Origin of the sequence: Haloarcula limicola, from assembly GCF_010119205.1 — an archaeon.
Taxonomy (GTDB): Archaea; Halobacteriota; Halobacteria; order Halobacteriales; family Haloarculaceae; genus Haloarcula; species Haloarcula limicola.
On sequence record NZ_WRXM01000003.1, the window covers coordinates 326,032 to 350,214 of the forward strand.

Consider the following 24,183-nt stretch of genomic DNA (forward strand, 5'->3'; position numbering starts at 1 on the left):
AGCCACGATGTCCGAACCAGACTCCGCGAGCGACGAAACGAACGAACGAACGCTCATCCGGTCGGGACGCGAGTTCGAACAGGAGTACCGGCTCGACGCGAGCGAGGCGGGCGAGTTCCTGATAGCCCTCGGCGAGCAGCTACGCGACGGGGACGAGCTCACCGTTACGACCGACGAGTGGGAACTGCCCTTCGCCTTCGGCGAACCGGTGGAACTCGAACTCGACTTCGAGGGGGTCGGCGACCCCGAGCTCGAGATCGAGTTGGCGCTGCCGGGCCGCACCGACGAGCAAGCGCCGGACGTCGAGTGACGGCGCGGCGATAGAACACTTCGATAGAGGGGTCTCGCCGGGTCAGTCGTCGGCGGGCGCGGCCCCGTTCTCAGCGTGCGTCTCCTCGACTTCGATGCCGCCGAGCAGTTGGGTGTGCGGGTACGGCATGTCGATGCCCTCAGCGTCACAGCGTTCCTTGACGGACTGGACGAAATCGGAGCGGGTCTTCACGAAGTCGGAGCGCTTGGGGTCGTCGATCCAGAACCGCGTCTGGAGGCCGACGTAGGAGTCCGCGAGTTCGGTGACACGGATGGACGTGGCGGGGTCGTCGAGGATACCGGGATTCCGGTCGGCCTCGTCGAGGATGACCTCCTTCGCGTGCTCGATGTCGTCGTCGTAGCCGATACCGAAGACGAACTTCTGGCGCAGCTTGTCGTAGGCGACCGGGTTCTTCACCGCGTTGTCGGCGAGTTCGCCGTTCGGGAGCGTGATGCGCTCGTTGTCGAACGTGCGGATGCGCGAGACGCGCAGGTCGATGTCCTCGACGCGACCGGTGATATCGTTGACCTCGATCCAGTCGCCGACTTCGAACGGTTTGTCCTTTAGGATGAAGATGCCCGCGACGAAGTTGCCGAGGATGTCCTGTGCGGCGAAGCCGACCGCGAGGGCGATCGCGCCGGCGAAGACGCCGAACGCGGCGATCACGCTGCCGAACCCGGCGACGGTGAAGGCCACCGCGAACGCGAGGACCACGTTGACGACGCCGGTCATGCTCTCGGCGAGGCTCTTCACGCTCGGGTCGTGACCCTGTTCGTCGAGGACTCGCCTGATGAGCGGGACGAGCGCGATCTTCCCGAGTATCCAGACGGCGAGGAAAGCGACGACGAACAGCACCGCTGGGACGACGTACTCCGTGACGAGTTGCTGTGTCTCCGGAAGCAGTTGATCGAGTTGTAACTGGAGAAGCGCAGTGGCCAATACCGCGAGGTTTAGCGTCATGAGCATCCCGAATATCGGGGCGACGTCACTTCAACGACATGGCTAATCAGTGGTGTAGCGGAGCAACGGGCGCTCGCGTTTCAGCTCTTCGCCCGATTCGCAGCGAGTTAGAGCGATCGCGATCGAGTATGATATAGCGGTATACGATATATTCGAAGCGGCTTGGCCGTCGTCGACTCGGTCACGTCATCGCCGAACGATACCCGTGACTCTCCAATGCTATTAGAGAGGAGTGTCCCTCCCCCGTTGCGAATCAAACGCCGTTCGTGGAGAGAGTACCCCGTCGTGCCGAGGGAACGGTCGACGACGTGAGATCGTCTTCCAGAATCGTCAGGGCGACCAGTGAGACAAACAGACCGCGAAAGCCGGTGATAGGAGCCCTTCGGAGTCGAGCATCCATTCGTACAGCTATATCAGATAGCTATTCCGCATAACTATATCGAGTAGAGATGCTCGGAGGGGACTTAGCGGGGAATGTAGTCGAACGGATAACGCGACGGACCCCTGTCCCTACCGCGAGCAGTCCAGATAGCCAATCGGACTGGGGGAGCGGGCGATCCCGATCGAGTGGCTGGACCGAGTATCGGACAGCGTCGACGAGACGCATCAGCCACACTATCGAGTCGTGAAGCCCAGCTATTCAAGATAGCTATACTGCCCACCTATACTCATTCACTATGTTATTTCACTATGCTGACCAGCTATGTGAAATAGCTAATATCCATAGTGACATGGCTTCGCCGGAGTATCTACCTCTGTTATCGAGATACCCGCTATAGCGAGAGTAGCCGAGGGGAGGAACTAACTGAAATTCGAGGACGACGCCGTGTCCCGTTCAACGCAGGTCGAACAGACGCCGAAAGACCGGCACGTGAAACCGGGCCTCGACGCTGCTCGGCCGGCGGCCGTGACCGGTCCCGGCTACCGTCTCCACGCGTTCGAGGATCCCGGTTTCGGCCATCTCGTAGATGAACCGTTTGATCGAGCCCTCGGAGAGCGCGGCCGGATGCGACGCGGCGACTGCTTCGGCGGCCGCGGCGACCGACGACCGAGCGGTGGCGTCCGCATCGATGAGTTCCCGGAGGACGACCTGCCGATTGTCGGGTAGTTCGAGCACCCGAGCGAGCGAGACGGCGTCCGTCGACAACCGCTCGGTAGCGGAGCGGACGTCTTCGTCGGCGAGCCGCGTCCGCTCCCGGCTGTCGGCGCGGTCCGCGGCGACGAACAGCGCGGCGAGCGCGTGGTGTGCGTCGCCGTCGGCCCACTCGGCGATCGCCCGGGCCTGCTGGTGGGCCAGTGCTCGCTCGGACATCGCGGCCGACGCCCGCGCGGATAGAACGTCGACCAGCTGCTGGTGGTGATAGGCGTCGAGGCGAATCGCGTCGCCGACGCGGTCGCGGACGGCGGCCGCTTCGGGCGTCGCTCGCCCGATGCCGAGCCAGCAGACGCATTCGGGAAGCGACTCGAAGCAATCGAGGACGGTCGTCTGAGGGCCCCCGTCGTCGAGATGATCGACGGCGACGACGACGCTGGCGTGGGCGCTCTGCCACCGATCTCGCAGGCGGTCTCGTAGCGTCGACGTCCGGACGCCGCTCGACGGAACGGGGTCCGATTCGACGGCCGAGAGGAGCGCGCGATAGAACGCGAACTCGCTGTCGATGCGCCGGCCGTCGAGGTAGACGAAGGTCGGCGACGACCGGCGCTGGACGCGCGTCGACGTGTGAATGACTGGTCGCGTCTCCGTCGGTAGTCGATCGAGGTTCCGCCAGAGCGCGGTCGCGACGGCCGATTTACCCGATCCGGGCGGGCCGTGAAGGTAGAGGTTCGACGGCGTTCGCCCGTCGAATATCGGGTCGAAGTGGTTCAGCACGCGCTCTACGGTCGGTCCCCGACCGACGGGGTTCTCGACGTGCGCGGCCGGCGAGAGCGTTTCGTACTCTCGAAGGAGGGCTGGTCCGTCGTCTCGGCGCTGGCGGCGACGAATCCGGTCTTCGAGGTTCATCCCTTACTCGGTGGCCCAGTTGAGCGAGCGCTCGACGGCGTCGTCCCATCGACTGTACAGCTTGTCCGCCTGCTCGGCGTCCATTTCGGCGCTGAACTCGCGGTCGATCTGCCAGTTATCGCGGAGGCCATCGACCGTCTCCCAGTAGCCGACGGCTAACCCGGCGGCGTAGGCCGATCCGAGCGCGGTCGTCTCGTCGACCTCGGGCCGGGCGATGTCCGTCTGGATGATATCGGACTGGAGCTGACAGAGGAAGTTGTTCTTGACCGCCCCGCCGTCCACGCGGAGTTGCCCCATCTCGACACCGGAGTCAGCCTGCATCGCTTCGGCGACGTCGCGGGTCTGATAGGCGATGGATTCCAGCGTCGCGCGAACGATGTGTTCCTTGCGGGTCCCGCGAGTCATCCCCACGATCGTCCCGCGTGCGCGCCCGTCCCAATGTGGAGCCCCAAGACCAGTAAACGCCGGAACCATGTAGACGCCGTCCGTCGAGTCGACCGACCGGGCGAGCTCGGCCGTCTGTGCGGCGTTGTTGATCAGATCGACGTCTTCGAGCCACTCGATGGCCGCGCCCGTGATGAAGATGGAACCTTCGAGGGCATATTGGACCGGCTCACCGGACATCTGGAACCCGATGGTCGTCAACAGCCCGTGTTCCGATTCGACCGCCTCGTTGCCGGTGTTCATCAAGAAGAACGAGCCGGTGCCGTAGGTGTTCTTCGCGTCGCCCTCGTCGAAACAGGTCTGGCCGAACAGCGCGGCCTGCTGGTCGCCGAGCGCGCCGGCGACGGGAATCTCCTCGCCGAGGAAGCCGTCGGGGTCGGTGTGGCCGTAGTACTCCTCATCCGAGGAGGGTCGTACTTCGGGGAGCATGGAATCGTCGACGCCGAACTCCTCGAGAAGGTCCTCGTCCCACTCTAAGTCCCGAATGTTGTAGAGCATCGTCCGGGAGGCGTTGGTGACGTCGGTAATATGGTTGCCGGTGAGATTGTAGATAAGCCAGGCGTCTATCGTGCCCATCAGAAGTTCGCCCGCTTCGGCGCGGTCGCGGAGGTCCTCGCCGCGGGCGCTCTGTATCTTCAGCGGTTCGGCGTTGTCGAGAATCCACTCTGTTTTGGTCGCCGAGAAGTACGCGTCCGCTTCCAGGCCCGTCTTCTCGCGAATCCATTCGACTTTATCCTCGTCCTGTAGCTCCTCGACGCGGTCGGTGGTCCGGCGGTCCTGCCAGACGAGAGCGTTGTGGACGGGCTTGCCGGTCTCCTTATCCCAGACGACGGTAGTCTCGCGCTGGTTGGTGATGCCGAGCGCTTCGAGTTGGCTCGCCTCGATACCACCGTCTTCGAGGCCCTGCTGGACGACCTCTTGGGTGTTCTCCCAGATTTCGAGGGGGTCGTGTTCGACCCAGCCGGGTTCGGGGTAGATCTGCTCGTGTTTCTCGTAGGCGTTGGCGACGACCTGTCCGCTGTGGTCGAATACCATGAATCGCGTGCCCGTCGTGCCCTGGTCGATCGAAGCGACGTACGTGTCTGACATACTGGAATCCTCCGTGCGAAATACTGGCACTCGGAGAGGCAATAAAGATTGCCTCCGACGCGGTAAGCCAACCTCACCGATATAAATTCCTTCGTGAGAATGGCACGACCGAGCGGTCCCGGGAGCCGCGGCTACCCGCTCGCGAGCGCCGTCCCGTCCCCGGTCACTCGCCGATGATGACCGTCGTTATGCGTTCGTCACACGCCGGACAGCGGGCCGCCGGGTTCTCCGGTGTTCCCGCCGGAACGACGCCGGGGATGTCGGTCCGACACTCGGGACAGCGGACGCTGTCGTGTCCCGGATACGGACACACGTCTGGCTCGTTGTCTGACACGCTAGCCACGAGAACGGATTCCCGGATACCAGTTTCGGTAAGGAGTGCCATTTATGTCGGCGGGGGCAGTGACCACGCGTATGGACCTGAGTGCGATCGTCGAGGAGAGCTGTGCACGCGATTGGGAGACCGTCGAGCCGTCGGCGGTCGAGCCGGTGCGCTTCGCCGTCATCGGATTGGGCTGGTTCACGAAGGGGCGCGCCCTCCCGGCGCTCGAAGCGAGCGAGCGGTGTAGGCCGTCCGTGCTCGTCAGCAGCGACCGCGAGAAAGCAAGCGACCTCGCCGCGGAGACGGCGGGCGCGGAGCGCGGTATCACCTACGAGGAGTTCCACGACGGGGACGAAAGCGACGCCTACGACGCCGCCTATATCGTGACGCCGAACGCCCTCCACCTGGAGTACGTGGAGACGGCCGCCGAACTCGGGAAGGACGTCCTCTGTGAGAAGCCGATGGAGCGCGACAGCGACCGCGCGGCCGAACTGCGCGACGTGGCCGCCGAGGGCGGCGTCGAGTTAATGGTCGCCTACCGGATGCACACCGAGCCGGCGGTCCGTCGCGCCCGCGACCTCGTCGCGTCGGGCTACGTCGGCGAGCCGATGTCCGTCACCGGCGACATGTCCCAGCGCTTGCTGGAGCGTATCGATCCCGACCCCGACCAGTGGCGGCTCGACGAGTGGCTCGCCGGCGGCGGCGCGCTGTTCGACATCGGCCTCTACCCGTTGAACACCGCCCGCTTCCTGCTCGACGCCGATCCGGTGGCCGTGACCGGCAACGTCTCCAGCACGCACGACGCCTTCGACGACGTGGACGAGACCGTCGCCTTCTCCGCCGAGTTCCCCCACGAGGTGTACGCCCAGTGTTACGCCAGTCACAACGCCCGCCAGTCCTCCGGGATCACCGTCACCGGCACCGAGGGACAGGTCCGCGTCGAACCGGCCTTCTTCCAGGACCAGCCCCGGAAGCTCCACGTCTCCCGCGGCGACGGCCGGGCCACCGTCGAACTGGAGAAAGTCGACCAGATGTTAGAGGAGTTCGACTACTTCGCCGACCGACTGCGCGGCGACGCGCCCCTCTATCCCGACGGCGACCACGGCCTCGTCGACATGCACGCGATGGAGGCGATCTACGAAGCCGCCGAGTCGGACCGCTGGGTGACCGTCGAATAGAGAGCGGGAGAGGCGGAGAGACGACAGACACCGGCCGACAGCCGCCGTTCAGGCGTCGGTGAAGCCGTCGTGGAAGCCGACGAGTTTCGCGCGCGAGAAGTGCTCGACGGCGTACTTGATTCCCTCTTTGCCGACGCCCGAGTCCTTGAACCCGCCGTAGGGCATGTGATCCGCCCGGAAGCCGCTGACCGTGTTGATGTTGACCCCGCCGGCCTCGATCTCGTCGGCCGCGCGCTTCGCCCGGTCGATGTCCTGCGTGAACAGGCCCGCCTCCAGCCCGTATTCAGTGTTGTTCGCCTCCTCGATGGCGTCGTCGAAGTCCGAGACGGTGATGACCGGGACGAGGGGGCCGAACGTCTCCTCCTTCGCGGCGCGCATCTCCGGCGTGACGCCCGAGAGCACGGTCGGTTCGAAGACCCGGTCACCGAGGTCGCCGCCGTAATTCCCGCCGGACTCGACGGTCGCGCCGGCGTCGACCGTGTCCTCGAAGATGTCGACGACCGTCTCGAACTGGTCGTCGTCGACCATCGACGCGACATCCGTGTCGTCCTCGAAGGGGTCGCCCACGGTCAGATCCTCGGCGGCGTCGACCAGCGCGTCGACGAGTTCGTCCTCGACGTTCTCGTGGACCAGCACGCGCTCGACGCTGTTACAGACCTGCCCGGCGTTCGAACACGCGCCGCCGACCACCTGCTCTGCGGCCTGCTCGATGTCCGTGTCCTCCCAAACGATGGTCGGGTCGTTCCCCCCCAGTTCCAGCGTCATCTCCTTCATGCCGCTGTTGTCCGCGAGGTGCTTTCCGACGCCGGTCGAACCGGTGAAGGAGATGGCTTCGACGGCGTCGTGTTCGAGGATCGTATCGCCGACTGTCGAGCCGCTCCCGGTGACGAGGTTGAACAGGCCGTCGGGGACGTCCGCGTCGATCTCCTCGGCGGCGTCGTTCAGACACTCGAACAGCGCGATAGAGGTCAGCGGCGTGTTCGAGGCCGGCTTGCCGACGACGGCGTTGCCCGCGGCGATGGCGGGTCCGACCTTGTGCGCCATCAGGTTCAGCGGGAAGTTGAACGGCGTGATGGCCGCGACGACCCCGAGCGGTTCGCGCTGAGTGAAACAGTGGTCCTTGGCGAATCCCTTCTGGGCGTCCATCGGGACGTACTCGCCGAACATGCGCTTTGCCTGCTCGGCGGAGAGGTCAAGCGTCTGAATTCCCCGATCGACCTCGCCTTTCGCTTCGGAAAGCGGCTTACCCTGCTCGCTGGTGAGGATACGAGCGACCTCGTCGGCGCGGTCCTCGAGCTGGCGCGCGGTCTCCGAGAGGAGTTCGTAGCGCTGGTAGGCCGATAGCTCGGCGGCTTCGAACGCCGCCTCGGCGGCGTCGATAGCCTCGATGACTTGCCGTTCACTGGCTTTGGGAATCGAACCCACGACTTCGCCGTCGTAGGGGTGAATGACGTCCGTGCGTTCGTCGGCGTCGACCCACTCGCCGCCGATGAGCATCTGCTTGTCGAGTCGTGTCGCTACTTGCTGACTCATATGGGTGACTCTCGGTTATCGGAGTCATAAGTGTTGCGCAGATACGGGCGTGCGCGGGACCCCGCCGCTCGGTTTCGAGACGAGTTCCGGGACGGAGGGTGTGTGGAGCCATCCCAAATTATAACTGAGTGCTCCTCCATCGCATAGCCATGCACCTCTCGGGAACAGTCGTTCCCATGGCTACGCCTACCCATGGAAACCAGCGAGCAGTGAACTTCGAAGCTCTCGGCCAGTTTACGCGGAGATTGGTCGACGCCGGCGCGCACGGTCTCTTTCCGGGCAGTTCCATCGGCGAGTTTCCCAGCTTCACGACGGCACAGAACCGACGGATCGTCGAGACGGTCGTCGAAGCGGCCGACGGTGACGCGACGGTCCTCGCCGGTTGTTGCGACACGAGCGTCGACGAGATTCTGGACAATATCGAGGCCGCGGACGCGGCCGGCGCCGACGCGGGCGTCGTCGTCTCGCCGTACTACCTCGGGACGACCCAGACCGGACTGGAACGGTTCTTCCGCTCTATCGCCGACGACTCCCCGCTTCCGCTCCTGCTGTACAACATCCCCCAGCTGACGGGTAACGAACTGAGCGTGGACCTCGTCGCGTCGCTCGCGGACCACGAGACCATCGTCGGCTTGAAAGACACCTCCGGCAATCTCACGTATCACCACCGAGCCATCGAAGCCACGCCCGACGACTTCGCGGTCTTTCAGGGCGCGACGGAACTGGCGACGGCCTCGCTGGACGTGGGCGCGGACGGCCTCATCGCCGGTCCCGCGAACGTCTTCCCCGAGCCGACGGCCGAACTCTACGACGCCCACGACCGGGGCGACCTCACGACCGCTCGCCGCCTCATGCGGGAGGTCGTCATGCCGATCGTGAACGCGACCAGCGACCTCCCGACGGCCGCGGCCCTGAAATACCTCGTCCGACTGGACGGGTTAGATATCGGCGAACCGCTTCCCCCGCTCCCGCAACTGACTGACGACGAGCGGACGGCGCTCTCGGCGAGTTATCGACGGGTCGCAGAGCGCGAAGAGCGGACCGTCGAGCAGTAGCGCTTACGCGACGATAGCGGCTTCTCGGTAGCGACGCTTCATCGGCGGTACCGGTCCTCTCACGTGACTGACGAACCCTCGTTTTACTGACGCGCTTCCCAGTAGTCGAATCGCGATCGCCGGTTGAGGGAGATGTGCCGGCCGCTATCGGGAGCGGAGAAAACGGCACGGGAGTGGTGCGACCCGACCGAAAATCGTCGTCGCGGCGCCGGCGTCGAGCTCAGGCGTTGTTGACTTCGCTGTCTATCTCCTGTTGGGCGTCGTCGAGGGCCTGCTGGGGCGATTTCTCCTTGACGAGCGCCGCGTTGCAGTTCGTGTAGACGATCTCGGAGAACGTCGAGTAGTTCGCCGTCGCGGGCCGAGCGCTCGTCTGGTCGACGATCGTCGCGAACGTCTCCAACTGGGGAGCCTGCTCGTAGTACTCGTCGCTGTACAGTTCCTTGCGAACCGGCAGCCGGCTGTGTTCGAGCGCCATCGTCTCCTGTGCTTCCTTCGACGCCATGAAGCTCGCGAACTTCTGGGCCGCGTCGGGGTTCTCGGCGTTGGCGTTGATGAAGAGGTTCCATCCGCCGAGACAGGAGTTCTCCGCGTTGGGGTTGCCCTCCTGTTTGGGCATCGGAGCCACGTCGAACTTGTCCTTGACCGCCGAGCCGTCCTCGTTCATCAGCGAGACGGCGTAGGGCCAGTTGCGCATGAAGATGGTGTTGCCCTGCTGGAAGGTCTGCCGGTTCTGGTCCGTCGACGAGGCCGGGATCGACTCGGGCGTGACGTTGTACTCGTGGATGAGGTCGACGGCGTGCTGGAGCGCCGAGACGCCCTTGTCGGTGTTGACGACGAGGTTGCCGTCCTGTCGGACGCTTCCGCCCATGCCCCAGAGCCAGTTGAGCCACATGATGGTGAGTCCCTCGTTCGCCCCGCCCTGCCAGATGTAGCCGTTGAGCTGTTTGTCGGACTGGCTCTTGATGTCCTGAGCCATGTTGACGAGCTCCATGTACGTCTTCGGCGGTTCGCTGTAACCGTACTCCTCCAGCAGGTCCGACCGGTAGTACAGGGCGTTCGCGTCCGTGTGGACCGGCATACCGTACATCGTCCCGTCGACCGTCACCGAGTCGAGCGGCGTCCGGAGCATGTTCTCGGTGTGGCCCTGCGGGTCGCTCATCTCGGCGGCCCACCCGTTCTGGGCGAACTCGGCGGGCCAGATGACGTCCATGTTCCCCACGTCGAACGACGACGATCCGGAGACGAACTGGTTGACGTAGTACTCCCGCGTCGACGAGGCGTTCGACGGCGTCTGCTGGGACTCGACGGTGATGTTGCCCGCCGACTCCTCGAACATCGGTACCAGGCTCTTCGCGTCGTTACTGAAGTAACCGGGGTAGACGTACGTCAGGGACCCGCCGCCGCTGCCGCCGTCGCCACCGTCACCGCTGCTCGTTCCGCCGCCGTCGCCACCGCTCGTTCCGCCATCGCCGCCGTCACCGCCGTCGCCACCGTCGCCGCCACACCCGGCGAGGAGCGCGACGCTCCCGCCGGCCATCGTTTTGATAAATCTACGTCTGCGTTCGCTCGAAACCTCGTCTGACATACACACACACGTTCAGTACCCCTCCTATTAATTGTTATTGTATATCAAATGACTGTTTGACGAAAGCGGCGTTTCGCTCAGTCGTCGGCGGCGAGCGCCCGCACCTCGTCCCAGAGGCCGTCTTCGATTTCGACCGTCGTCGCGCTGCGATCTCGCTCAACTGAACGCTGTCCCGGTAGTCGAATCTCCTCGACGTGGGCCGCCGCCGGCCCCGAAGTTAGCTCTCGCAGGAACGCGCTCGCGCGCTCTGCGAAGTCGGACGCCCCGAGCGCCTCGGGGTCGATAGCGAGGAAGAGGTCGCCCTTCGTACAGGGATTTTCCGTGTGGTACGTGCCGGTCACGTCCTCGCCCATCGCCGCGCCGACCAGCCCGCCGGCCAGCACTTCGACGGCGATCGCCAACCCCGAGCCTTTCGACCCGCCGAACGGCAAGATGGTGCCCTCAAGGGCCGCTTCGGGGTCCGTCGTCGGTTCGCCTTCGGCGTCCAACGCGACCCCCTCGGGAATCGATTCGCCCGCCTCACGCTTCTCGAGGACGGTCCCGCGGGCGATGGCCGAGGTCGACATGTCGAGGTTGAACACGGGGTCGGTCGGCAGCCCGATGGCGATCGGGTTCGTTCCCAATACGGGTTCAACGCCGCCGTAGGGCGGCATCGCCGGCTCCGTGTTCGTCATCGCGATGCCGACGTAGCCCTCGCGCTGGAGTTGGTCCGTGTAGTACCCCAGCATCCCGAGGTGGTTCGAGTCGTTGACGCCCACCGCACCGACGCCGAACTCGTCGGCGCGGTCCATCACCTCACCCGTTGCCGCCGACGCCACGACCGGGCCCAGACGGGACCCGCCGCTGAGCGTCGCCGCGCCGCCGCGCTCGGCGACGACTTCGATCTCGCCCGCGGGATCGACGTTGCCGTGTTCGATGCCGTGGACGAACCGCGGCAGTCGCAGGAGGCCGTGGGAATGTTTCCCGCGAGCGTCCGCGCTCACCAGCACCTCGGCCGTTTGCTCGGCGTCGGCGTCGCTGATACCGTGTGCGTGGAACGCCTCGGCGGCGACCGACACCGCACGTGACCGATCGAGTTCCATCTTACGTCGAGGGGCCGATGCGGTGGATGGCGAACTGGCTCTCGCCCAGGGCCTCGCTCAGCGTGACCTTGCCGTTGACGACCTCCTCGATCTCGTCCCAGAGCTGGTCGGTCGCCCACTCGAAGGACTCGTCGCCGACCAGCGCCTCGCTGACGTCGACGTCGGTCTCCTCGGGGACGCGCTCGGCGCTGCCCGGGTTCCCGGTAATCTTGATCGTGGGCATCACCGCGTTCGAGAGCGTGTGGCCCTGTCCCGTCGAGATGACCATGAAGTGCGCGCCGCCCGCGCCGATCCCTGTTACGGATTCGGCACCGTGGCCGGGCGTATCCATGATGTACATCCCCGAATCGCGGGGAATCTTCGCGCCGTAGTCGATGATATCTTGGATGGGGCCGTCGCCGGACTTGACGAGCGCACCCAGCGATTTCTCCTCGATGGTGGTCAGCCCGCCGTCCATGTTGTCCGGCGTGGGCTGTGCGCCACGCACGTCGTAACCCGTAGCCTGAAGCCGTTCGTCCCAGTGCCCGACGCGTTCGAGAATCTCTTCTTTGACCTCGTCGTTGACCGCGCGCTCTGCGAGTTCGTTCTCGCCGCCGAAGAATTCGGGCGTCTCCGCGAAGCAACCGCGGCCGCCGTAGTCGTCGATGAGCCGCCAGACCGCACCTGCTGTCGCCTTGTGCTGACAGAGACCGCTCGTCGTATCGGAGGTGGCGCAGTTGATACCGAAAGTGAGGTTCGACATATCCGAGGGGACGCGGCGCTGGGCGCTGGCGTCTTGGGCGATCTCCTGAGCGGAGTTGACCGTCCGCTTGAGGGCGTTCATGACACCTTTCTCTCGGTGGATGTTGACCGAGTCGCTGGGACGGCCGGTCTCGGCGATGTCTTCTGCGAGTTCGTCGCCGTCGACAATCTCGCCGGCGTGGGCGACGACCACCGCGCCGTAGGTATTCGGATGCGTTGCGTACCCCAGCAGGGTGCGATAGGTCTGGAAGACGTCGGGCTTGGTCTGACAGCGCCCGAGCGGATGCGTGATCGGAATCGCGTCCTCGACGATGTCCGCTGCCCGCTTGACCGTATCGTTGGCGTAGGGTGCCGTCGAGACGATGACCGTGTGGTTGCGAATGCCGACGCTGCCGTCGTCGCGTTCGTATCCGAGGAATTCACTCATTGCTGTTACTCACTGATGACTTTCGCCTGGTCGTCGTCGGCGAGGTCGCCGCGACCGTAGTTCGACTCGACGTTGTGGACGTGGACCCACGTGCCCGCGGGGATGTCCTCTGTCGCGTTGCCGATGCTCTTGCCGTACTTCGTGATCGTCTCGCCGGACGCGATGTCCTCAATGGCGATCTTGTGGCCGAAGACGACGTCCTCGGCGATCTCGACGGTCCGCTCCTCGTCGCCGACGCCGACCGAAACGGTCTCACCGGCTTCGAGCTCGCGCAGCGCCGTCGCGACGTTGTCCGTTGGTTCGACTACCTGTAGATACCTGTCGGGCATACACTCCGATGAGGTGCACGCCACCATATAACGTTTTCTCATGTCACCCCTACAGCAGGAGCGTCACCGCGGCGAGCGCGAGCAGGCTCACCGTCAGGAAGTGCGCGAGGACGACGGCGATGGGCCGGAGTCCGGTCGCTCGGAGCCGCCGCGGGTTCAACTCGAAGCCGAGGCCGACGAACGCCAGCGTGAACAGCCAGTCGCTAACGGTGCCGACGGCCGCTTGCGTCTCGCTCCCGACGAGGCCGGCGTTGACGATGGCGGCGACGGCGAGGAAGCCGACGAGGAACTTCGGAAAGCGGTACCAGATCTCGGTGGCGTCCGCCTTCTCGTTCTCGCTTCCGCCCGCGTAGCGCAGCGCGTACGCGACGGCGAGGAGGCCGATGAACGTGTTCCGAACCAGTTTCGTTACGGTCGCCCACTGTCCCGCGGTCTCGGAGACGGCGAAGCCAACAGCGGCCGTGGGGCCGGTCGAGAACAGGCTCAGACCGGCCCAGATACCGAACGCGCGGTCGGGGAGGCCGAGCATCGACCCGAGAACCGGGAAGACGACGAGTGTGACAGCGTCGAACAACAGCACCGTCCCCGCGGCGTAGCTGATGTCGGCCTCGTCGCTGTCGATGCTCCCCGCGACGGCCAGTACCGCCGAGACGCCGCAGACGCTCGCTCCCGCGGCCAACAGCGAACGGGTTCGGCTCTCGATGCCCGCCCGGCGACCGACGGCCTCGGTGAACGCCACGCCGACGACGACGACCCCGGCCGCCAGTCCGACGACGAGCGGCCCCGTACTCGCCAGTTGGCCCAGAGTGAGTTGCGCGCCCAGCAGGACGATTCCGGTCTCTAAGAGGAGCTTGTGTCGGTCGAGACCCGGTTCGGCCCACTCGGGCGCGCCGACGGTCGCCGCGACGGCCGCGCCGCTCCCGATAGCCGCGACGAGCGGGCTCAGCGGGGTCGCGTCGCCGATCGCGCGAGCGACGACAGCCATCGCTACCAGTACGACGAGCCCCGGTAGCGGCCGGACGCCCGGCCGCATCAGAGGACCAGCGTGGTCGCGGCGACGATGGCGACGCCGAGCGCGGTTGCCTTCCAGCCGCGGTCCGCCGCGGCGACCCGTCGACGGCAGCGAGCGACGAGGCTCCGGGCACTGCTGCTCGAACCGATGACGTCCATGTACGAGAACGGGTGCGGGGCACCTACATAAAAGTACGCCGTCCGTGCCGCCGCTCGCGTCGCGCGCGGGTCCCACAGGTTTAATAATCGACGCCGAGAGTGCCATGTATACGAATGGCAGACACAGCCGAAACTGCGTCCGGCGCAGCCGCGCAAGACCCGGCAGCCGGGCGGCAAAACAGATTCGAGCGGTACCGCGACCTCAGATTCACCGAGGAGGAACTGGCGGTCATCCTGTTGACCCCCGTCGTGTCGTTCCTGCTCGCGGTGTCGTTTTACCCCATCTTCGACACCGTGATGGCGAGCCTCCACACCGGCTACGTCCTGGAGATCGAGCCGCGCGAGTTCGTCGGTCTCGAGAACTATCGGAGCCTGTACGGGAGCGGTCCGCTGCTGGATCAGTTCCTGAACGGCGGCGGCTTCTGGAACGCGCTTCGGGTGTCGCTCATCTACACCGTGGTCAGCGTCCCCGTCGAACTCGTCTTGGGGCTGGGGCTGGCGCTCCTGCTCAACCGCGAGTTCAGAGGGAAGTACTTCGCGCAGGCCGCCATCCTGTTCCCGTGGGCCATCCCGACGGTCATCAACGCCCGCATCTGGGCGTGGATGTTCAACGGCCAGTACGGCGTCGTCAACGACCTGCTGGTCCGTGCCGGCATCATCGCCAATCCGTTCCCGTTCCTGGCGAAGCCGGACGCGGCGCTGGGCGCGATGCTCTTTATCACCATCTGGAAGACCAGTTCGTTCATGGCGCTCATCCTTCTGGCCGGGCTCCAGTCGATCCCCGACCACCTCTACGAGGCCGCTCGGATGGACGGGGCCTCCCGACTCCGGCAGTTCAAGGACGTCACGTTGCCGCTGCTGAAGCCCACGCTGCTCGTCGCGCTCATCTTCCGGACGCTCCCGGCGTTCCAGGCGTTCGGCCTGCCCTACGGCCTGACCGGGGGCGGTCCCGCGAGCGCGACGACGACGCTCGTCCTGTTCGACCACCAGCTGACGTTCAACCGCCTCAACTTCGGCGAGGGGTCGGCCGCCGCGACGGTGATCACGCTCATCGCGCTCGCCATCGCCATGCTCTACGTCGGCACGCTGTACGAACCGGAGGTGCGCTGAGATGGCGACGAGCGACCGCGACCGCGGCTTCGAACTCGAGACGTTCCAGTGGGTCGGCAAGAAGGTCGGCTTCTACGGGAGCATCCTCATCATCGCGCTGGTGTCGGTGTTCCCCATCCTCTGGATGCTCATCACGTCGCTGAAACAGCCGGGCAACGTCGTCCAGTTCCCGGTCCAGTACGTCCCCCAGGATCCGACCCTGGAGAACTACCGCGCGGCCCTCGAACAGGCCCCGTTCCTGAGATACCTGTTCAACAGCTTCGTCGTCGCCAGCGGCACGGCCATCTTGGACGTGTTCCTCGGGTCGCTGGCCGGCTACGCGCTCTCGCGGCTCCGCTTCCGATTCAAGCTTCCCGTCCTGTTGCTCATCCTCGGGACGGCGATGCTGCCCTTCATCGCGCGGCTCATCCCGCTGTTCTCGCTGGCCCGCTCGTGGGGGCTGCTGAACAGCTACCTCGGCCTCATCATCCCCTACGCCGCCTTCCAGTTGCCGTTCGCGGTCTGGATCTTCCAGGCGTACTTCAAGGAGCTCCCCGACTCGCTGGAGGAGGCGGGCCTGATGGACGGCCTCTCGCGGGTCGGCGTCCTCTTCCGCATCATCCTCCCCGTCTCCGCGCCGGCGATGGCGACGGCCGCCATCATCGTCTTCATCTACGCGTGGAACGAGTTCCTCTTCGCGCTGACGTTCATGACCGAGGACTCGATGCGGACCATCACGGTCGGGATCGCCCTCTACCAGGGCGAGTTCCAGTACCCGTGGGGCACCATCTCCGCGGCGGTGTTCATGTCCGTCATCCCGCTCATCCTGTTCATGCTGTTCTTCCAGCGGAAGGTCGTCGAGGGACTGACCGCCACGGGCAAGGCCTGAGCCAGCGGCTTCGATCGCTTTTTTCCGTCTGTTCTTCTCTCGTGTGCCGGTCGTCCGGAGTCAGTTCCGAGAATCGATAGGGCCGGAGGTCCCGCTGGGTCGGCCTTCAGCGCGCTCGCCGTCGGTCCAGCCGTGAGAAACGGTAAAACGGCAGCGCCGGCCCTTCTACTCGTTGACGACGTTGTACGGTTCCTCGCCTACGAGCGCGGAGCGGACGATGTCGGTGACGGTGCGGCGGCGCTGGTCGTTGGCCTCCTCGCTGTACCACGCGACGTGGGGCGTCGTGAGCGCCTTCGGGTGGTCCCGGAGCGGGTCGTCCTCGGCCGGCGGTTCGTCGGGGAATACGTCGAGGCCGGCACCGGCGATCTCACCGGCTTCGAGCGCGTCGTAGAGCGCGTCCGTGTCGACGATCGGGCCGCGGGCGACGTTGACGAAGTAGGCGTCCTCGCGCATGCGGGCGAACGCGTCGGCGTCGAACAGCTCGCGCGTGTCGGGCGTCAGCGGGGAGTGGACGGTGACGAAGTCGGCCCGCTCCAGTACCTCCTCGAACTCGACGAGGTCGGCGGGGTCGTCCGCTACGTCTTCCGCGGAGAGGAACGGGTCGCTGGCGACCACATCTGCTCCGAGCGCGTCGGCGCGTTCGCCGACGGCGCGGCCGATCGCGCCGTAGCCGACGACGCCGACCGTCCGGGTCGAGAGGCGGTGGATGGGCGCGGCGACCGAGCGGTCCCACTCGCCGTCGGCGACGGAGGCGTCGTAGGACTTGAGACCGCGGGCGAGCGCGAGGTACAGGGTCAGCGCGTGGACCGATACCTCCTCTAGGCAGTAGTCGGGGACGTTCGTGACCGGAATCCCGCGGTCGCTGGCCGCGTCGACGGCGATGTTGTCGACGCCGATGCCGTACCGAGAGATGACCCGACAGTCCTCTAAGGCGCCGATGGCCGCTTCGTCTAAGTCGTACCGGAGGTTGATCACCGCGTCCGCGTCGGCGAGGGTCTCGTGGGCGTCGGCGGCGTCCTCGCCTACGTCGCCGGTGAGTTCGATTACGTCGGCGATGTCGGAGAGGCCCTCGCGTTCGATGGATAGGTCCTCGAAGTCGTGGTCCGTGACGACGACGGTGTGTCGTGACATAGGGGAAGAGTGGACGCTCCGGGGTTAAATAATCAGGTCGTAGCCGTCCACGAGGTACTCCGCACAGAGATCGCGGTCCAACTCGACGCCGAGGCCCGGGCCTTCGGGGAGGTCGATGTAGCCGTCGTCGAGAATCGGACCGGAGCCCGCGACGCGGTCGACCATGTCGTTCCACCACGGCACGTCGCGGGAGTGCCACTCCATGCAGAGGAAGTTCGGGATGGCCGCCGAGACGTGCGCGCCCGCGACGGTGCCCAGCGGCGAGGAGATGTTGTGCGAGGCGATGGGGACGCCGTAGAGGTCACAGACGGTGGCGATGTCGACGTACTCACCGAGGCCGCCGCACTTGTTCACGTCGGGCGCGGCGATGTCCAGCATCCCCTCGCGGGCGGCGTCGTTGAACTGGCTCGTCGTCACGAGATTCTCGCCGGTCAGGACCGGCATGTCGAGCGCCTCGGTGACTCGCTTCTGGGACTCGGTCTTCTCCGGTGGGACCGGGTCTTCGAGCCACGCGAGGTCGAAGCGTTCGAGCTTCTTCCCGAGCCGGATGGCCGTCTCCGTCGTGAAGTTCCAGTGGAGGTCCATCCCGAGGTCGACGTCGTAGCCGATCTCGTCCCGGACCGCTTCGACGAGGCTGACCTTGTGTTCGAGCGCCTCGTTGTCCATCCGCCGGTTGGCCTCGTCGTACTCGGCGTGGGTCGGCACGTCGAGGTCGAACTTCAGCGCCTCGAACCCCTCGTCGACGACTTCGCGGGCCGCGCGGGCGTACGATTCGGGCGTGTAGACGTCCTGTGGGTCGTGCTGGCTAGCCTCGCCCAGCGATTCGCCGCCGTGGGTGTCGCAGTAGATCTTGATCTCGTCGCGGTACTTCCCGCCGAGCAGTTCGTAGACCGGGACGTCGAACAGTTTTCCCTTGATGTCGAAACACGCCGTCTCGATGGCGGTGAAGGCGGCCTGTCCGATGCGGCCGGTACCGGTGTAGCGCTGTTCGAGGAGTTCGCGGATACGGCTCGTATCGAGCGGGTTCTCGCCCTCCAAGTCTACGTCCATCCGCCCCGCCATGTCCAGCGCCGCTTCCGCGCGGAACGTCTCGCCGAGCCCGTAGACGCCCGCGTCGGTCTCGACCTTGACGATTCCCCAGGTGAAGTTGCCCGCGATGGCCATCGTCTCGATGCCGGTTATCTCCACGTCCCGTTCGGCCGGTCGGTGAGTCTCCTCCATGCCCATGTCCCGCCACGGCACGCCGCCGCCCTGCGGAATGCGATAGTCCGGTTGGTCGTCTTGCGTCATCGTCTGCCCTGTCGCGGAAGCCGACGTTAAAGATTGTGGTGGTCACTCGCGCACGGGTGCAATTCGGCGAGCGGCCGGCGGTCTCAGCGAAGGCGTAATTCCGGGAGGACGGAGTAGATTTATTAGCGAGAGCGCCCCGGTGGAAGGTAGGATGACGAGCGAACGCATCACCGTCGCCGCCGTCGAGGAGTACGCAGTCGAGGACGACGCGGTCCGCTTCGACTGTGCCATCGACGCCCCGGAGACGGTCACGCCCCGGACAGTGCCCGTGACGCTGACGTTCTACGACGAGCGGACCTTCCGCTTCGAACTGCAGGCCAACCCCGAAGTCGCCGTCGAGAGCGAGTACCCGAAACTGGACACCGACGCCGTGTCCAGCGCCGTCTCGCTCGACGCGCGCGAGGACGACGGCGCGCTGACCGTCGAGACCGGCGAGCTAACTGTCGAGGTCGGCTTGGCGGAGTGGGCGTTCTCGGTGACCGACGCCGATACCGGCGAGACGGTGTTCGAGGAACAGCGGGCCGACCCCGACGTGTTCGGCCGTCAGCGGGTCGACGCGCTGGGGTTCACGCAGGAGGAGATCAATCACAACCCCCGAAAGGTGACCGAGACGGGCACGTCGTTCCGCCTCTCGCCCGACGAGAAGATCTACGGCGCGGGCGAGCAGTTCGTGGAGTTCGACCGCCGCGGCCGGGAACTGGACCTCTGGCACGAGGAACCGCTCGGCACCGAGACCGAACGAGCGTACAAGAACATCCCCTTTCACCTCTCGACGCGGGGATACGGTCTCCTGCTCGATACGACGAACCGCGTCCACTACGACTTCGGGAAACAGTCGACGGCGTCGGGGACGATGGCCGTCGACGACGACTCGTTCGCCTTCCTCTTCTTCTACGGGCCGGACTTTACGGACATTCTCCAGCGGTACACCGCCGTCACGGGCCGACCCGACCGGCCGCCCAAGTGGAGCTTCGGGACGTGGATGTCCCGGCTGGGCTACGAGTCCCGCGCGGAGTTAGAGGAGGTCGCCGAGCGTCTCCGCGAGGAGGAACTGCCGAGCGACGTGCTCCATCTGGACCCGTTCTGGATGCGCGACCGTTCCTCCTGCGACATGGAGTGGGACACCGAGCAGTTCCCCGACCCCGAGGGGATGATCGCCGAACTGCGCGAGGACGACTTCCGCCTCTCGCTGTGGGAACACCCCCACGTCCCCGTCGGCACCGACGCCTTCGCCGAGGGCGCGGAGAACGGCTACTTCGTCACGGACGGCACCGGGAAACCCTACGTGATGGACCACACCTGTCAGGGCGACTACCGCGGCGCGCTGGTCGATTTCACCGACCCCGACGCCGTCGAGTGGTGGAAGGACAAACACCGCCGCCTCTTAGAGCAGGGCGTCGCCGTCTTCAAGACCGATTACGGCGAGTACGTCCCCGAGGACGCCGTCTTCGCCAACGGGAAGAGCGGGAAGTCGATGCACAACCTCTACCCGTACCTCTACAACGAGGCCGTCTACGAGACGGTCGGCGAGGTCAACGGCGACGAGGAAGCGGTCGTCTGGGGTCGGTCGGCGTGGACCGGCAGCCAGCAGTTCCCGATGCACTGGGGCGGGGACCCCCAGACCAGTTGGAACGGGATGAGCGCGGCGCTGCGCGGCGGCCTCTCGGCGTCGTTGTCCGGTATCGCCTATTGGAGCCACGACATCGGCGGCTTCCGCGGGACGCCCTCGGACCCGCTGTACGTCCGCTGGGCGCAGTTCGGTCTGCTCTCCTCGAACGCGCGCTGTCACGGCACGACGCCCCGCGAGCCCTGGGAGTTCGGCGAGGACGCCGTGGACGTCTTCCGCGAGTACGCGGACCTCCGCTACCGCCTGCTCCCGTACGTCTACACCTACGCCGAGGTGGCGGCGCGCACGGGCCTGCCCGTCGTCCGCCCGCTCGTCCTCGAATATCAGGACGACCCGACGGTTCACCGCATGGACACCCAGTACCTGCTCGGCGAGGACCTGCTGGTCGCGCCGGTTTTCACCGAGAGCGGGACGCGCTCGGTGTATCTCCCGGAGGGGGAGTGGCGCGACCACTGGACCGGCGAGCGCTACGATGGCGGCCGAACCGTCGAGATGGACGTGGACCTCCGCGAGATGCCCCTGTTCGTCCGGACCGGGAGCGTCGTCCCCCAGCGCGAGCCGACTCAGTCGGTACAGGACGGGACGCCCGAAGAACTCGAACTCGACGCGACGCTCGACGACGGCGAGGCGTCGGGCCGGTTCTACGACGCGGACGCGGACGAGCTCCGCGAGTTCGGTGTGACGGCCGAAGACGACACGCTCTCGGTCGAAGTCGGCGCGGTGAGCGCGGAGACGGTCCGCGTCACCGTCCGCGATACGACGCCCGAGTCAGTCGTCGTCGACGGCGAGGCGGCGACCGAAGTGAGCGAGGACCCGGCGTCGGGCGAGTGGACCGCGACCGAGGACGGACTGCTCCTCGTCGTCTGAGGCGCGGAACACTCGCTCACGGCTCTCGGCGGGAGAGGTGGATTTATTAACCGACGTCGTAAAGCATGGGACACGGATACATGGTGACACAATGGGACGCCTACAACTGAACGACCTGACCAAGGTGTTCGACTCCGGAGACAACGAGATCGTCGCGGTCAACGACCTGAACCTCACCGTCGAGGACGGGGACTTCCTCGTCCTCGTCGGGCCGTCGGGGTGTGGGAAGTCCACGACGCTGCGCTGTATCGCCGGGCTCGAACACGCGACGTCGGGACAGATAACGCTCGACGACCGGGACATCACCTACAAGAAGCCCAAGGAGCGCGACATGGCGATGGTGTTCCAGAACTACGCGCTCTACCCGCACATGACGGTGCGCCAGAACATCGGCTACGGGCTGAAGATCACGACGGACCTCTCGAAAGGCGATATCAACGACCGCGTCGAACGGACCGCCGAGCTGCTGGAGATCGGCGACCTACTCGAGAAGGAACCGTCGGACCTCTCGGGCGGTCAGCAACAGCGCGTCGCGCTGGGTCGGGCCATCATCCGCGAGCCCGAGGTGTTCCTGATGGACGAGCCGCTGTCGAACCTGGACGCGAAGCTCCGGACGACGATGCGAACGGAGATCCAGCAGCTCCAGAGCGACATGGACATCACGACCATCTACGTCACCCACGACCAGACCGAGGCGATGACGATGGGCGACCGCATCGCCGTCCTCAACGAGGGTGAGCTTCAGCAGGTCGGCGAGCCGCTGGTCTGTTACCACCAGCCCAAGAACCGCTTCGTCGCCGGGTTCATCGGGTCGCCGTCGATGAACTTCCTCTCGGTCCACCGCGACGGAGAGACGCTCGCTCACGAGGAGTTTACCTACCACATCTCCGATACGACTCGCGACGCCATCGCGGACGCCAGCGACGACCTCACCCTCGGTATCCGCCCGGAGCACATCCGGCTGGCCGAGAGCGGCGATCAGAACGCCGTCGAGACCACCATCGAGGTCGTCGAACCGATGGGCGAGGTCACCTACGCCTACTTCCAGATCGGCGGGGAGACCTACACCGCGAGTATCGACGGCGAGCGACGGATCCAGGCGGACGAGACGGTCCACGTCGTCTTCCCGGAGGAGAAGATCCACGTCTTCGACGGGCGGACCGGCGAGGCCGTCAAGAACAGCAATCTGGGCGAGACCGTCGACACGCCGCGGGTCTGAAACGTCGTTTACCTCTCGCAAACAATTAAGTGACCGCTGTCCCTAGCCCCGGGTATGCCCGAACCAACGGCAGCGGACGACGCCGGACGGCGGATACAGGCGGTCGATACGTCCTGTGAGATTCTCGAAGCGCTCCGGGACCTCGACGGTGCCGGCATCTCGGAACTGGCGGACGAACTCGACTGGTCGAAGGCGACGATTCACGGTCACCTGGCGACGCTGGCGGACAACGAGTTCGTCGTCAAGCGCGGGGATACCTACGAGATCAGCCTGCGCTTCGTCGATATCGGCGAGTACGCCAAGAGTCAGGTCGACATCCACGATATCGCCGTCAAGGAGGTGGACCGGCTCGCCGAAGAGACCGGTGAAGTCGCACAGTTCATGGTCAAAGAGCACGGCCGCGGCGTCTACCTCCACAAGGCAAGCGGCGAGAACGCGATTCAGACCGCCTCCTACACCGGGAACCGGAAGGACCTCCACTGCACCGCACTCGGAAAGGCGATCCTCTCGCAGCTGCCCGAGTCGGAAGTGGACGAGGTCATCGAACGCCACGGGCTCCCCGCGCGGACGGAGAGGACTGTCACGACCCGCCAGGAACTCTTCGAGAACCTGGAGGAGATCCGCGACCGCGGCGTCGCCTTCGACGACGAGGAGATCCTCCAGGGACTGCGCTGTATCGCCGCCCCCATCGAACATCCGAAGGGGAATCTCCACGGGGCGATCAGCATCTCCGGACCGACCAACCGGTTCAAGGGCGAGCGGTTCCGCGAGGAACTGCCCGAAATCGTCCAGGGCGCCGCCAACGTCATCGAAGTCAACGCCACGCAAGTCTGACCGTTAACGAAGGCCAAACGCGTCGATCTCCCGCCGCTGCTCGATTCGCCCCTCGTGTCCCCCCTCTCCGGCGCTTCGGTCGGGATTCGGTCTCACGGAGCGACAGTTTCGCCAGCGGAATCGTTTACGAGCGGTAAACTCTCGACCATAGCCACCCAAGAGCCCGAATACGCCGCCTCGTTCGTGCATCGACGCCGCATCGACCGCGCTTTTCCGTCGATGATCCGTCCGCGCGGCCGTGGAAACCGGAAAGTTCCCGAATCCGGGTGACGTCTCGACGTTCCGATTTACATCTCGCAAACGCCAGTACGGGGTCGAGTTCCGGAGGATGTCGACTGTGACTCACTCGGCCAGTCCGGGAGACAGGAATAACAAGGGTACAAGAGTTATTACAGACATCAGCAGTGACCGCGTATGCGGTAGCGCGGTGAGACGAGTCGGCGGTCAGCGACCGACGACCGGCGACCGGATCGCGTGACCGTCGTTCGGCCGAGCACGGGAATCGAATCACGCGCTGTCGCCGCTGGCAATCGGTGAGCCGTATCGGAAAATCGATTCGAACATTCACCTGTGAAATCGAGAGAGTGAACTCTATCGATGCCCGTGAGTGGTCGTATATCACAGATATATAGAAACTATTAAGCCGATGTGTGCCCATCTCGTCTATATGGCACACGACGAAGACGAAAACGCGGACGGCGTCTCGGTATCGATGGAAATAACGGGTTCCTACGACGACGTGATCTCGAAGCTAAAATCCAGCAGTACGGAGCGAGACGCGGTCGGTCCGCTGCTGGGCGACGTTCAGTTGCTCTTAGAGACCGTCGAGCGGATGGGCGGCGGAACGCGAAGCGCCATCGCGGACCAGCTGCCGCCGGAGATGACCGCCGATTTCGACGCCGAGGCGGTCGTCGAGACGTGCCAGGTGCTCGAACGGTACGACCTCGTCGTCCTCGAGGGCAACACCTGGAAACCCGGCCCGCGTCTCGGCGAATAGGCGAGAACGGTAG

General features: G+C 65.4%; 22 protein-coding genes. 9 read left to right on the forward strand and 13 right to left on the reverse strand.

The features are described 5' to 3' along the window. Window positions 1-7 precede the first annotated feature (7 nt). A complete protein-coding gene (locus GO488_RS16535) occupies window positions 8-310 on the forward strand; it encodes an amphi-Trp domain-containing protein (protein ID WP_162318948.1) in 303 nt (100 codons plus the stop codon). A gap of 42 nt (window positions 311-352) precedes the next feature. Here GO488_RS16535 and GO488_RS16540 read toward each other — a convergent pair whose 3' ends face one another. The 4 genes from GO488_RS16540 to GO488_RS16555 all read right to left on the reverse strand — a co-directional run bounded on the left by GO488_RS16540 (window position 353) and on the right by GO488_RS16555 (window position 5,139). Then, window positions 353-1,276, reverse strand: a complete 924-nt coding sequence (locus tag GO488_RS16540) for a mechanosensitive ion channel family protein (protein WP_241692958.1) — start codon at window positions 1,274-1,276, stop codon at window positions 353-355. Between the two features lie 829 nt (window positions 1,277-2,105). Then, window positions 2,106-3,272, reverse strand: coding sequence for a Cdc6/Cdc18 family protein (locus GO488_RS16545; protein ID WP_162318949.1), 1,167 nt, complete (start codon window positions 3,270-3,272; stop codon window positions 2,106-2,108). 3 nt (window positions 3,273-3,275) lie between these two features. Continuing rightward, on the reverse strand, window positions 3,276-4,805 hold the full coding sequence (gene glpK, locus GO488_RS16550) for a glycerol kinase GlpK (RefSeq protein ID WP_162318950.1): 1,530 nt from the start codon (window positions 4,803-4,805) through the stop codon (window positions 3,276-3,278). 163 nt (window positions 4,806-4,968) lie between these two features. Then, the gene (locus GO488_RS16555; RefSeq protein WP_162318951.1) at window positions 4,969-5,139 is read right to left on the reverse strand and encodes a hypothetical protein; all 171 of its coding nucleotides are present in this window, start codon (window positions 5,137-5,139) and stop codon (window positions 4,969-4,971) included. A gap of 80 nt (window positions 5,140-5,219) precedes the next feature. Here GO488_RS16555 and gfo6 point away from each other — a divergent pair, with 80 nt between their 5' ends. Then, window positions 5,220-6,305 carry a D-xylose 1-dehydrogenase Gfo6 gene (gene gfo6, locus GO488_RS16560; protein ID WP_162318952.1) on the forward strand — a complete coding sequence of 362 codons (1,086 nt, stop codon included), beginning with the start codon at window positions 5,220-5,222 and terminating at the stop codon, window positions 6,303-6,305. A gap of 48 nt (window positions 6,306-6,353) precedes the next feature. Here gfo6 and GO488_RS16565 read toward each other — a convergent pair whose 3' ends face one another. Further along, window positions 6,354-7,838 carry an aldehyde dehydrogenase family protein gene (locus GO488_RS16565; protein ID WP_162318953.1) on the reverse strand — a complete coding sequence of 495 codons (1,485 nt, stop codon included), beginning with the start codon at window positions 7,836-7,838 and terminating at the stop codon, window positions 6,354-6,356. A 149-nt stretch (window positions 7,839-7,987) separates the two neighbouring features. Between GO488_RS16565 and GO488_RS16570 the strand changes: the two genes are divergently transcribed. Beyond that, window positions 7,988-8,893 (forward strand): dihydrodipicolinate synthase family protein, encoded by a 906-nt coding sequence (locus GO488_RS16570; protein WP_277814718.1) that lies wholly within the window; start codon window positions 7,988-7,990, stop codon window positions 8,891-8,893. 220 nt (window positions 8,894-9,113) lie between these two features. Here the strand turns inward: GO488_RS16570 and GO488_RS16575 are convergent, their stop codons facing one another. From GO488_RS16575 to GO488_RS16600, 6 genes are all read right to left on the reverse strand, one after another. Then, on the reverse strand, window positions 9,114-10,478 hold the full coding sequence (locus tag GO488_RS16575; protein WP_162318955.1) for an ABC transporter substrate-binding protein: 1,365 nt from the start codon (window positions 10,476-10,478) through the stop codon (window positions 9,114-9,116). Between the two features lie 77 nt (window positions 10,479-10,555). Further along, window positions 10,556-11,560, reverse strand: coding sequence for an Ldh family oxidoreductase (locus tag GO488_RS16580; RefSeq protein WP_162318956.1), 1,005 nt, complete (start codon window positions 11,558-11,560; stop codon window positions 10,556-10,558). Window position 11,561: 1 nt separating this feature from the next. Beyond that, window positions 11,562-12,728, reverse strand: coding sequence for a UxaA family hydrolase (locus GO488_RS16585; protein WP_162318957.1), 1,167 nt, complete (start codon window positions 12,726-12,728; stop codon window positions 11,562-11,564). A gap of 5 nt (window positions 12,729-12,733) precedes the next feature. Further along, on the reverse strand, window positions 12,734-13,057 hold the full coding sequence (locus GO488_RS16590) for a UxaA family hydrolase (protein WP_162318958.1): 324 nt from the start codon (window positions 13,055-13,057) through the stop codon (window positions 12,734-12,736). Between the two features lie 49 nt (window positions 13,058-13,106). Next, window positions 13,107-14,090 (reverse strand): YeiH family protein, encoded by a 984-nt coding sequence (locus GO488_RS16595; protein WP_162318959.1) that lies wholly within the window; start codon window positions 14,088-14,090, stop codon window positions 13,107-13,109. Next, window positions 14,090-14,227 carry a hypothetical protein gene (locus GO488_RS16600; RefSeq protein ID WP_162318960.1) on the reverse strand — a complete coding sequence of 46 codons (138 nt, stop codon included), beginning with the start codon at window positions 14,225-14,227 and terminating at the stop codon, window positions 14,090-14,092. Before GO488_RS16600 ends, GO488_RS16595 begins: the two co-directional genes overlap by 1 nt. Window positions 14,228-14,341: 114 nt before the next feature. Here GO488_RS16600 and GO488_RS16605 point away from each other — a divergent pair, with 114 nt between their 5' ends. Together GO488_RS16605 and GO488_RS16610 are read left to right on the forward strand one after the other, a co-directional pair. Further along, window positions 14,342-15,337, forward strand: a complete 996-nt coding sequence (locus GO488_RS16605) for a carbohydrate ABC transporter permease (protein ID WP_162318961.1) — start codon at window positions 14,342-14,344, stop codon at window positions 15,335-15,337. Between the two features lies 1 nt (window position 15,338). Next, complete coding sequence (locus tag GO488_RS16610) at window positions 15,339-16,205, forward strand: carbohydrate ABC transporter permease (protein WP_162318962.1); 867 nt, start codon at window positions 15,339-15,341, stop codon at window positions 16,203-16,205. Between the two features lie 165 nt (window positions 16,206-16,370). Here GO488_RS16610 and GO488_RS16615 read toward each other — a convergent pair whose 3' ends face one another. Together GO488_RS16615 and GO488_RS16620 are read right to left on the reverse strand one after the other, a co-directional pair. Then, window positions 16,371-17,336: a C-terminal binding protein gene (locus tag GO488_RS16615; protein WP_162318963.1), complete on the reverse strand. Its 966-nt coding sequence runs from the start codon at window positions 17,334-17,336 to the stop codon at window positions 16,371-16,373. Window positions 17,337-17,360: 24 nt separating this feature from the next. Further along, window positions 17,361-18,626: a mandelate racemase/muconate lactonizing enzyme family protein gene (locus tag GO488_RS16620; RefSeq protein ID WP_162318964.1), complete on the reverse strand. Its 1,266-nt coding sequence runs from the start codon at window positions 18,624-18,626 to the stop codon at window positions 17,361-17,363. Window positions 18,627-18,777: 151 nt separating this feature from the next. Here GO488_RS16620 and yicI point away from each other — a divergent pair, with 151 nt between their 5' ends. The 4 genes from yicI to GO488_RS16640 all read left to right on the forward strand — a co-directional run bounded on the left by yicI (window position 18,778) and on the right by GO488_RS16640 (window position 24,170). After that, the gene (yicI, locus tag GO488_RS16625) at window positions 18,778-21,120 is read left to right on the forward strand and encodes an alpha-xylosidase (protein ID WP_162318965.1); all 2,343 of its coding nucleotides are present in this window, start codon (window positions 18,778-18,780) and stop codon (window positions 21,118-21,120) included. 91 nt (window positions 21,121-21,211) lie between these two features. Next, entirely contained in the window at window positions 21,212-22,339 is a 1,128-nt protein-coding gene (locus GO488_RS16630) for an ABC transporter ATP-binding protein (RefSeq protein WP_162318966.1), read from the forward strand. Window positions 22,340-22,393: 54 nt separating this feature from the next. After that, window positions 22,394-23,173 carry an IclR family transcriptional regulator gene (locus GO488_RS16635; RefSeq protein ID WP_162318967.1) on the forward strand — a complete coding sequence of 260 codons (780 nt, stop codon included), beginning with the start codon at window positions 22,394-22,396 and terminating at the stop codon, window positions 23,171-23,173. A gap of 667 nt (window positions 23,174-23,840) precedes the next feature. Further along, a complete protein-coding gene (locus GO488_RS16640) occupies window positions 23,841-24,170 on the forward strand; it encodes a hypothetical protein (protein WP_162318968.1) in 330 nt (109 codons plus the stop codon). Window positions 24,171-24,183: the final 13 nt, after the last annotated feature.

Coding starts and splice junctions, on each gene's coding strand:
- GO488_RS16605 (WP_162318961.1), top strand. CDS start 14,342: ATGGCAGACACAGCCGAAACTGCGTCCGGCGCAGCCGCGCAAGACCCG.
- GO488_RS16570 (WP_277814718.1), top strand. CDS start 7,988: ATGCACCTCTCGGGAACAGTCGTTCCCATGGCTACGCCTACCCATGGA.
- GO488_RS16630 (WP_162318966.1), top strand. CDS start 21,212: ATGGGACGCCTACAACTGAACGACCTGACCAAGGTGTTCGACTCCGGA.
- gfo6 (WP_162318952.1), top strand. CDS start 5,220: ATGGACCTGAGTGCGATCGTCGAGGAGAGCTGTGCACGCGATTGGGAG.
- GO488_RS16580 (WP_162318956.1), bottom strand. CDS start 11,560: ATGGAACTCGATCGGTCACGTGCGGTGTCGGTCGCCGCCGAGGCGTTC.
- GO488_RS16635 (WP_162318967.1), top strand. CDS start 22,394: ATGCCCGAACCAACGGCAGCGGACGACGCCGGACGGCGGATACAGGCG.
- GO488_RS16535 (WP_162318948.1), top strand. CDS start 8: ATGTCCGAACCAGACTCCGCGAGCGACGAAACGAACGAACGAACGCTC.
- glpK (WP_162318950.1), bottom strand. CDS start 4,805: ATGTCAGACACGTACGTCGCTTCGATCGACCAGGGCACGACGGGCACG.
- GO488_RS16615 (WP_162318963.1), bottom strand. CDS start 17,336: ATGTCACGACACACCGTCGTCGTCACGGACCACGACTTCGAGGACCTA.
- GO488_RS16540 (WP_241692958.1), bottom strand. CDS start 1,276: ATGCTCATGACGCTAAACCTCGCGGTATTGGCCACTGCGCTTCTCCAG.
- GO488_RS16620 (WP_162318964.1), bottom strand. CDS start 18,626: ATGACGCAAGACGACCAACCGGACTATCGCATTCCGCAGGGCGGCGGC.
- GO488_RS16595 (WP_162318959.1), bottom strand. CDS start 14,090: ATGCGGCCGGGCGTCCGGCCGCTACCGGGGCTCGTCGTACTGGTAGCG.
- GO488_RS16600 (WP_162318960.1), bottom strand. CDS start 14,227: ATGGACGTCATCGGTTCGAGCAGCAGTGCCCGGAGCCTCGTCGCTCGC.
- GO488_RS16590 (WP_162318958.1), bottom strand. CDS start 13,057: ATGCCCGACAGGTATCTACAGGTAGTCGAACCAACGGACAACGTCGCG.
- GO488_RS16545 (WP_162318949.1), bottom strand. CDS start 3,272: ATGAACCTCGAAGACCGGATTCGTCGCCGCCAGCGCCGAGACGACGGA.
- GO488_RS16575 (WP_162318955.1), bottom strand. CDS start 10,478: ATGTCAGACGAGGTTTCGAGCGAACGCAGACGTAGATTTATCAAAACG.
- GO488_RS16565 (WP_162318953.1), bottom strand. CDS start 7,838: ATGAGTCAGCAAGTAGCGACACGACTCGACAAGCAGATGCTCATCGGC.
- GO488_RS16585 (WP_162318957.1), bottom strand. CDS start 12,728: ATGAGTGAATTCCTCGGATACGAACGCGACGACGGCAGCGTCGGCATT.
- GO488_RS16640 (WP_162318968.1), top strand. CDS start 23,841: ATGGCACACGACGAAGACGAAAACGCGGACGGCGTCTCGGTATCGATG.
- yicI (WP_162318965.1), top strand. CDS start 18,778: ATGACGAGCGAACGCATCACCGTCGCCGCCGTCGAGGAGTACGCAGTC.
- GO488_RS16610 (WP_162318962.1), top strand. CDS start 15,339: ATGGCGACGAGCGACCGCGACCGCGGCTTCGAACTCGAGACGTTCCAG.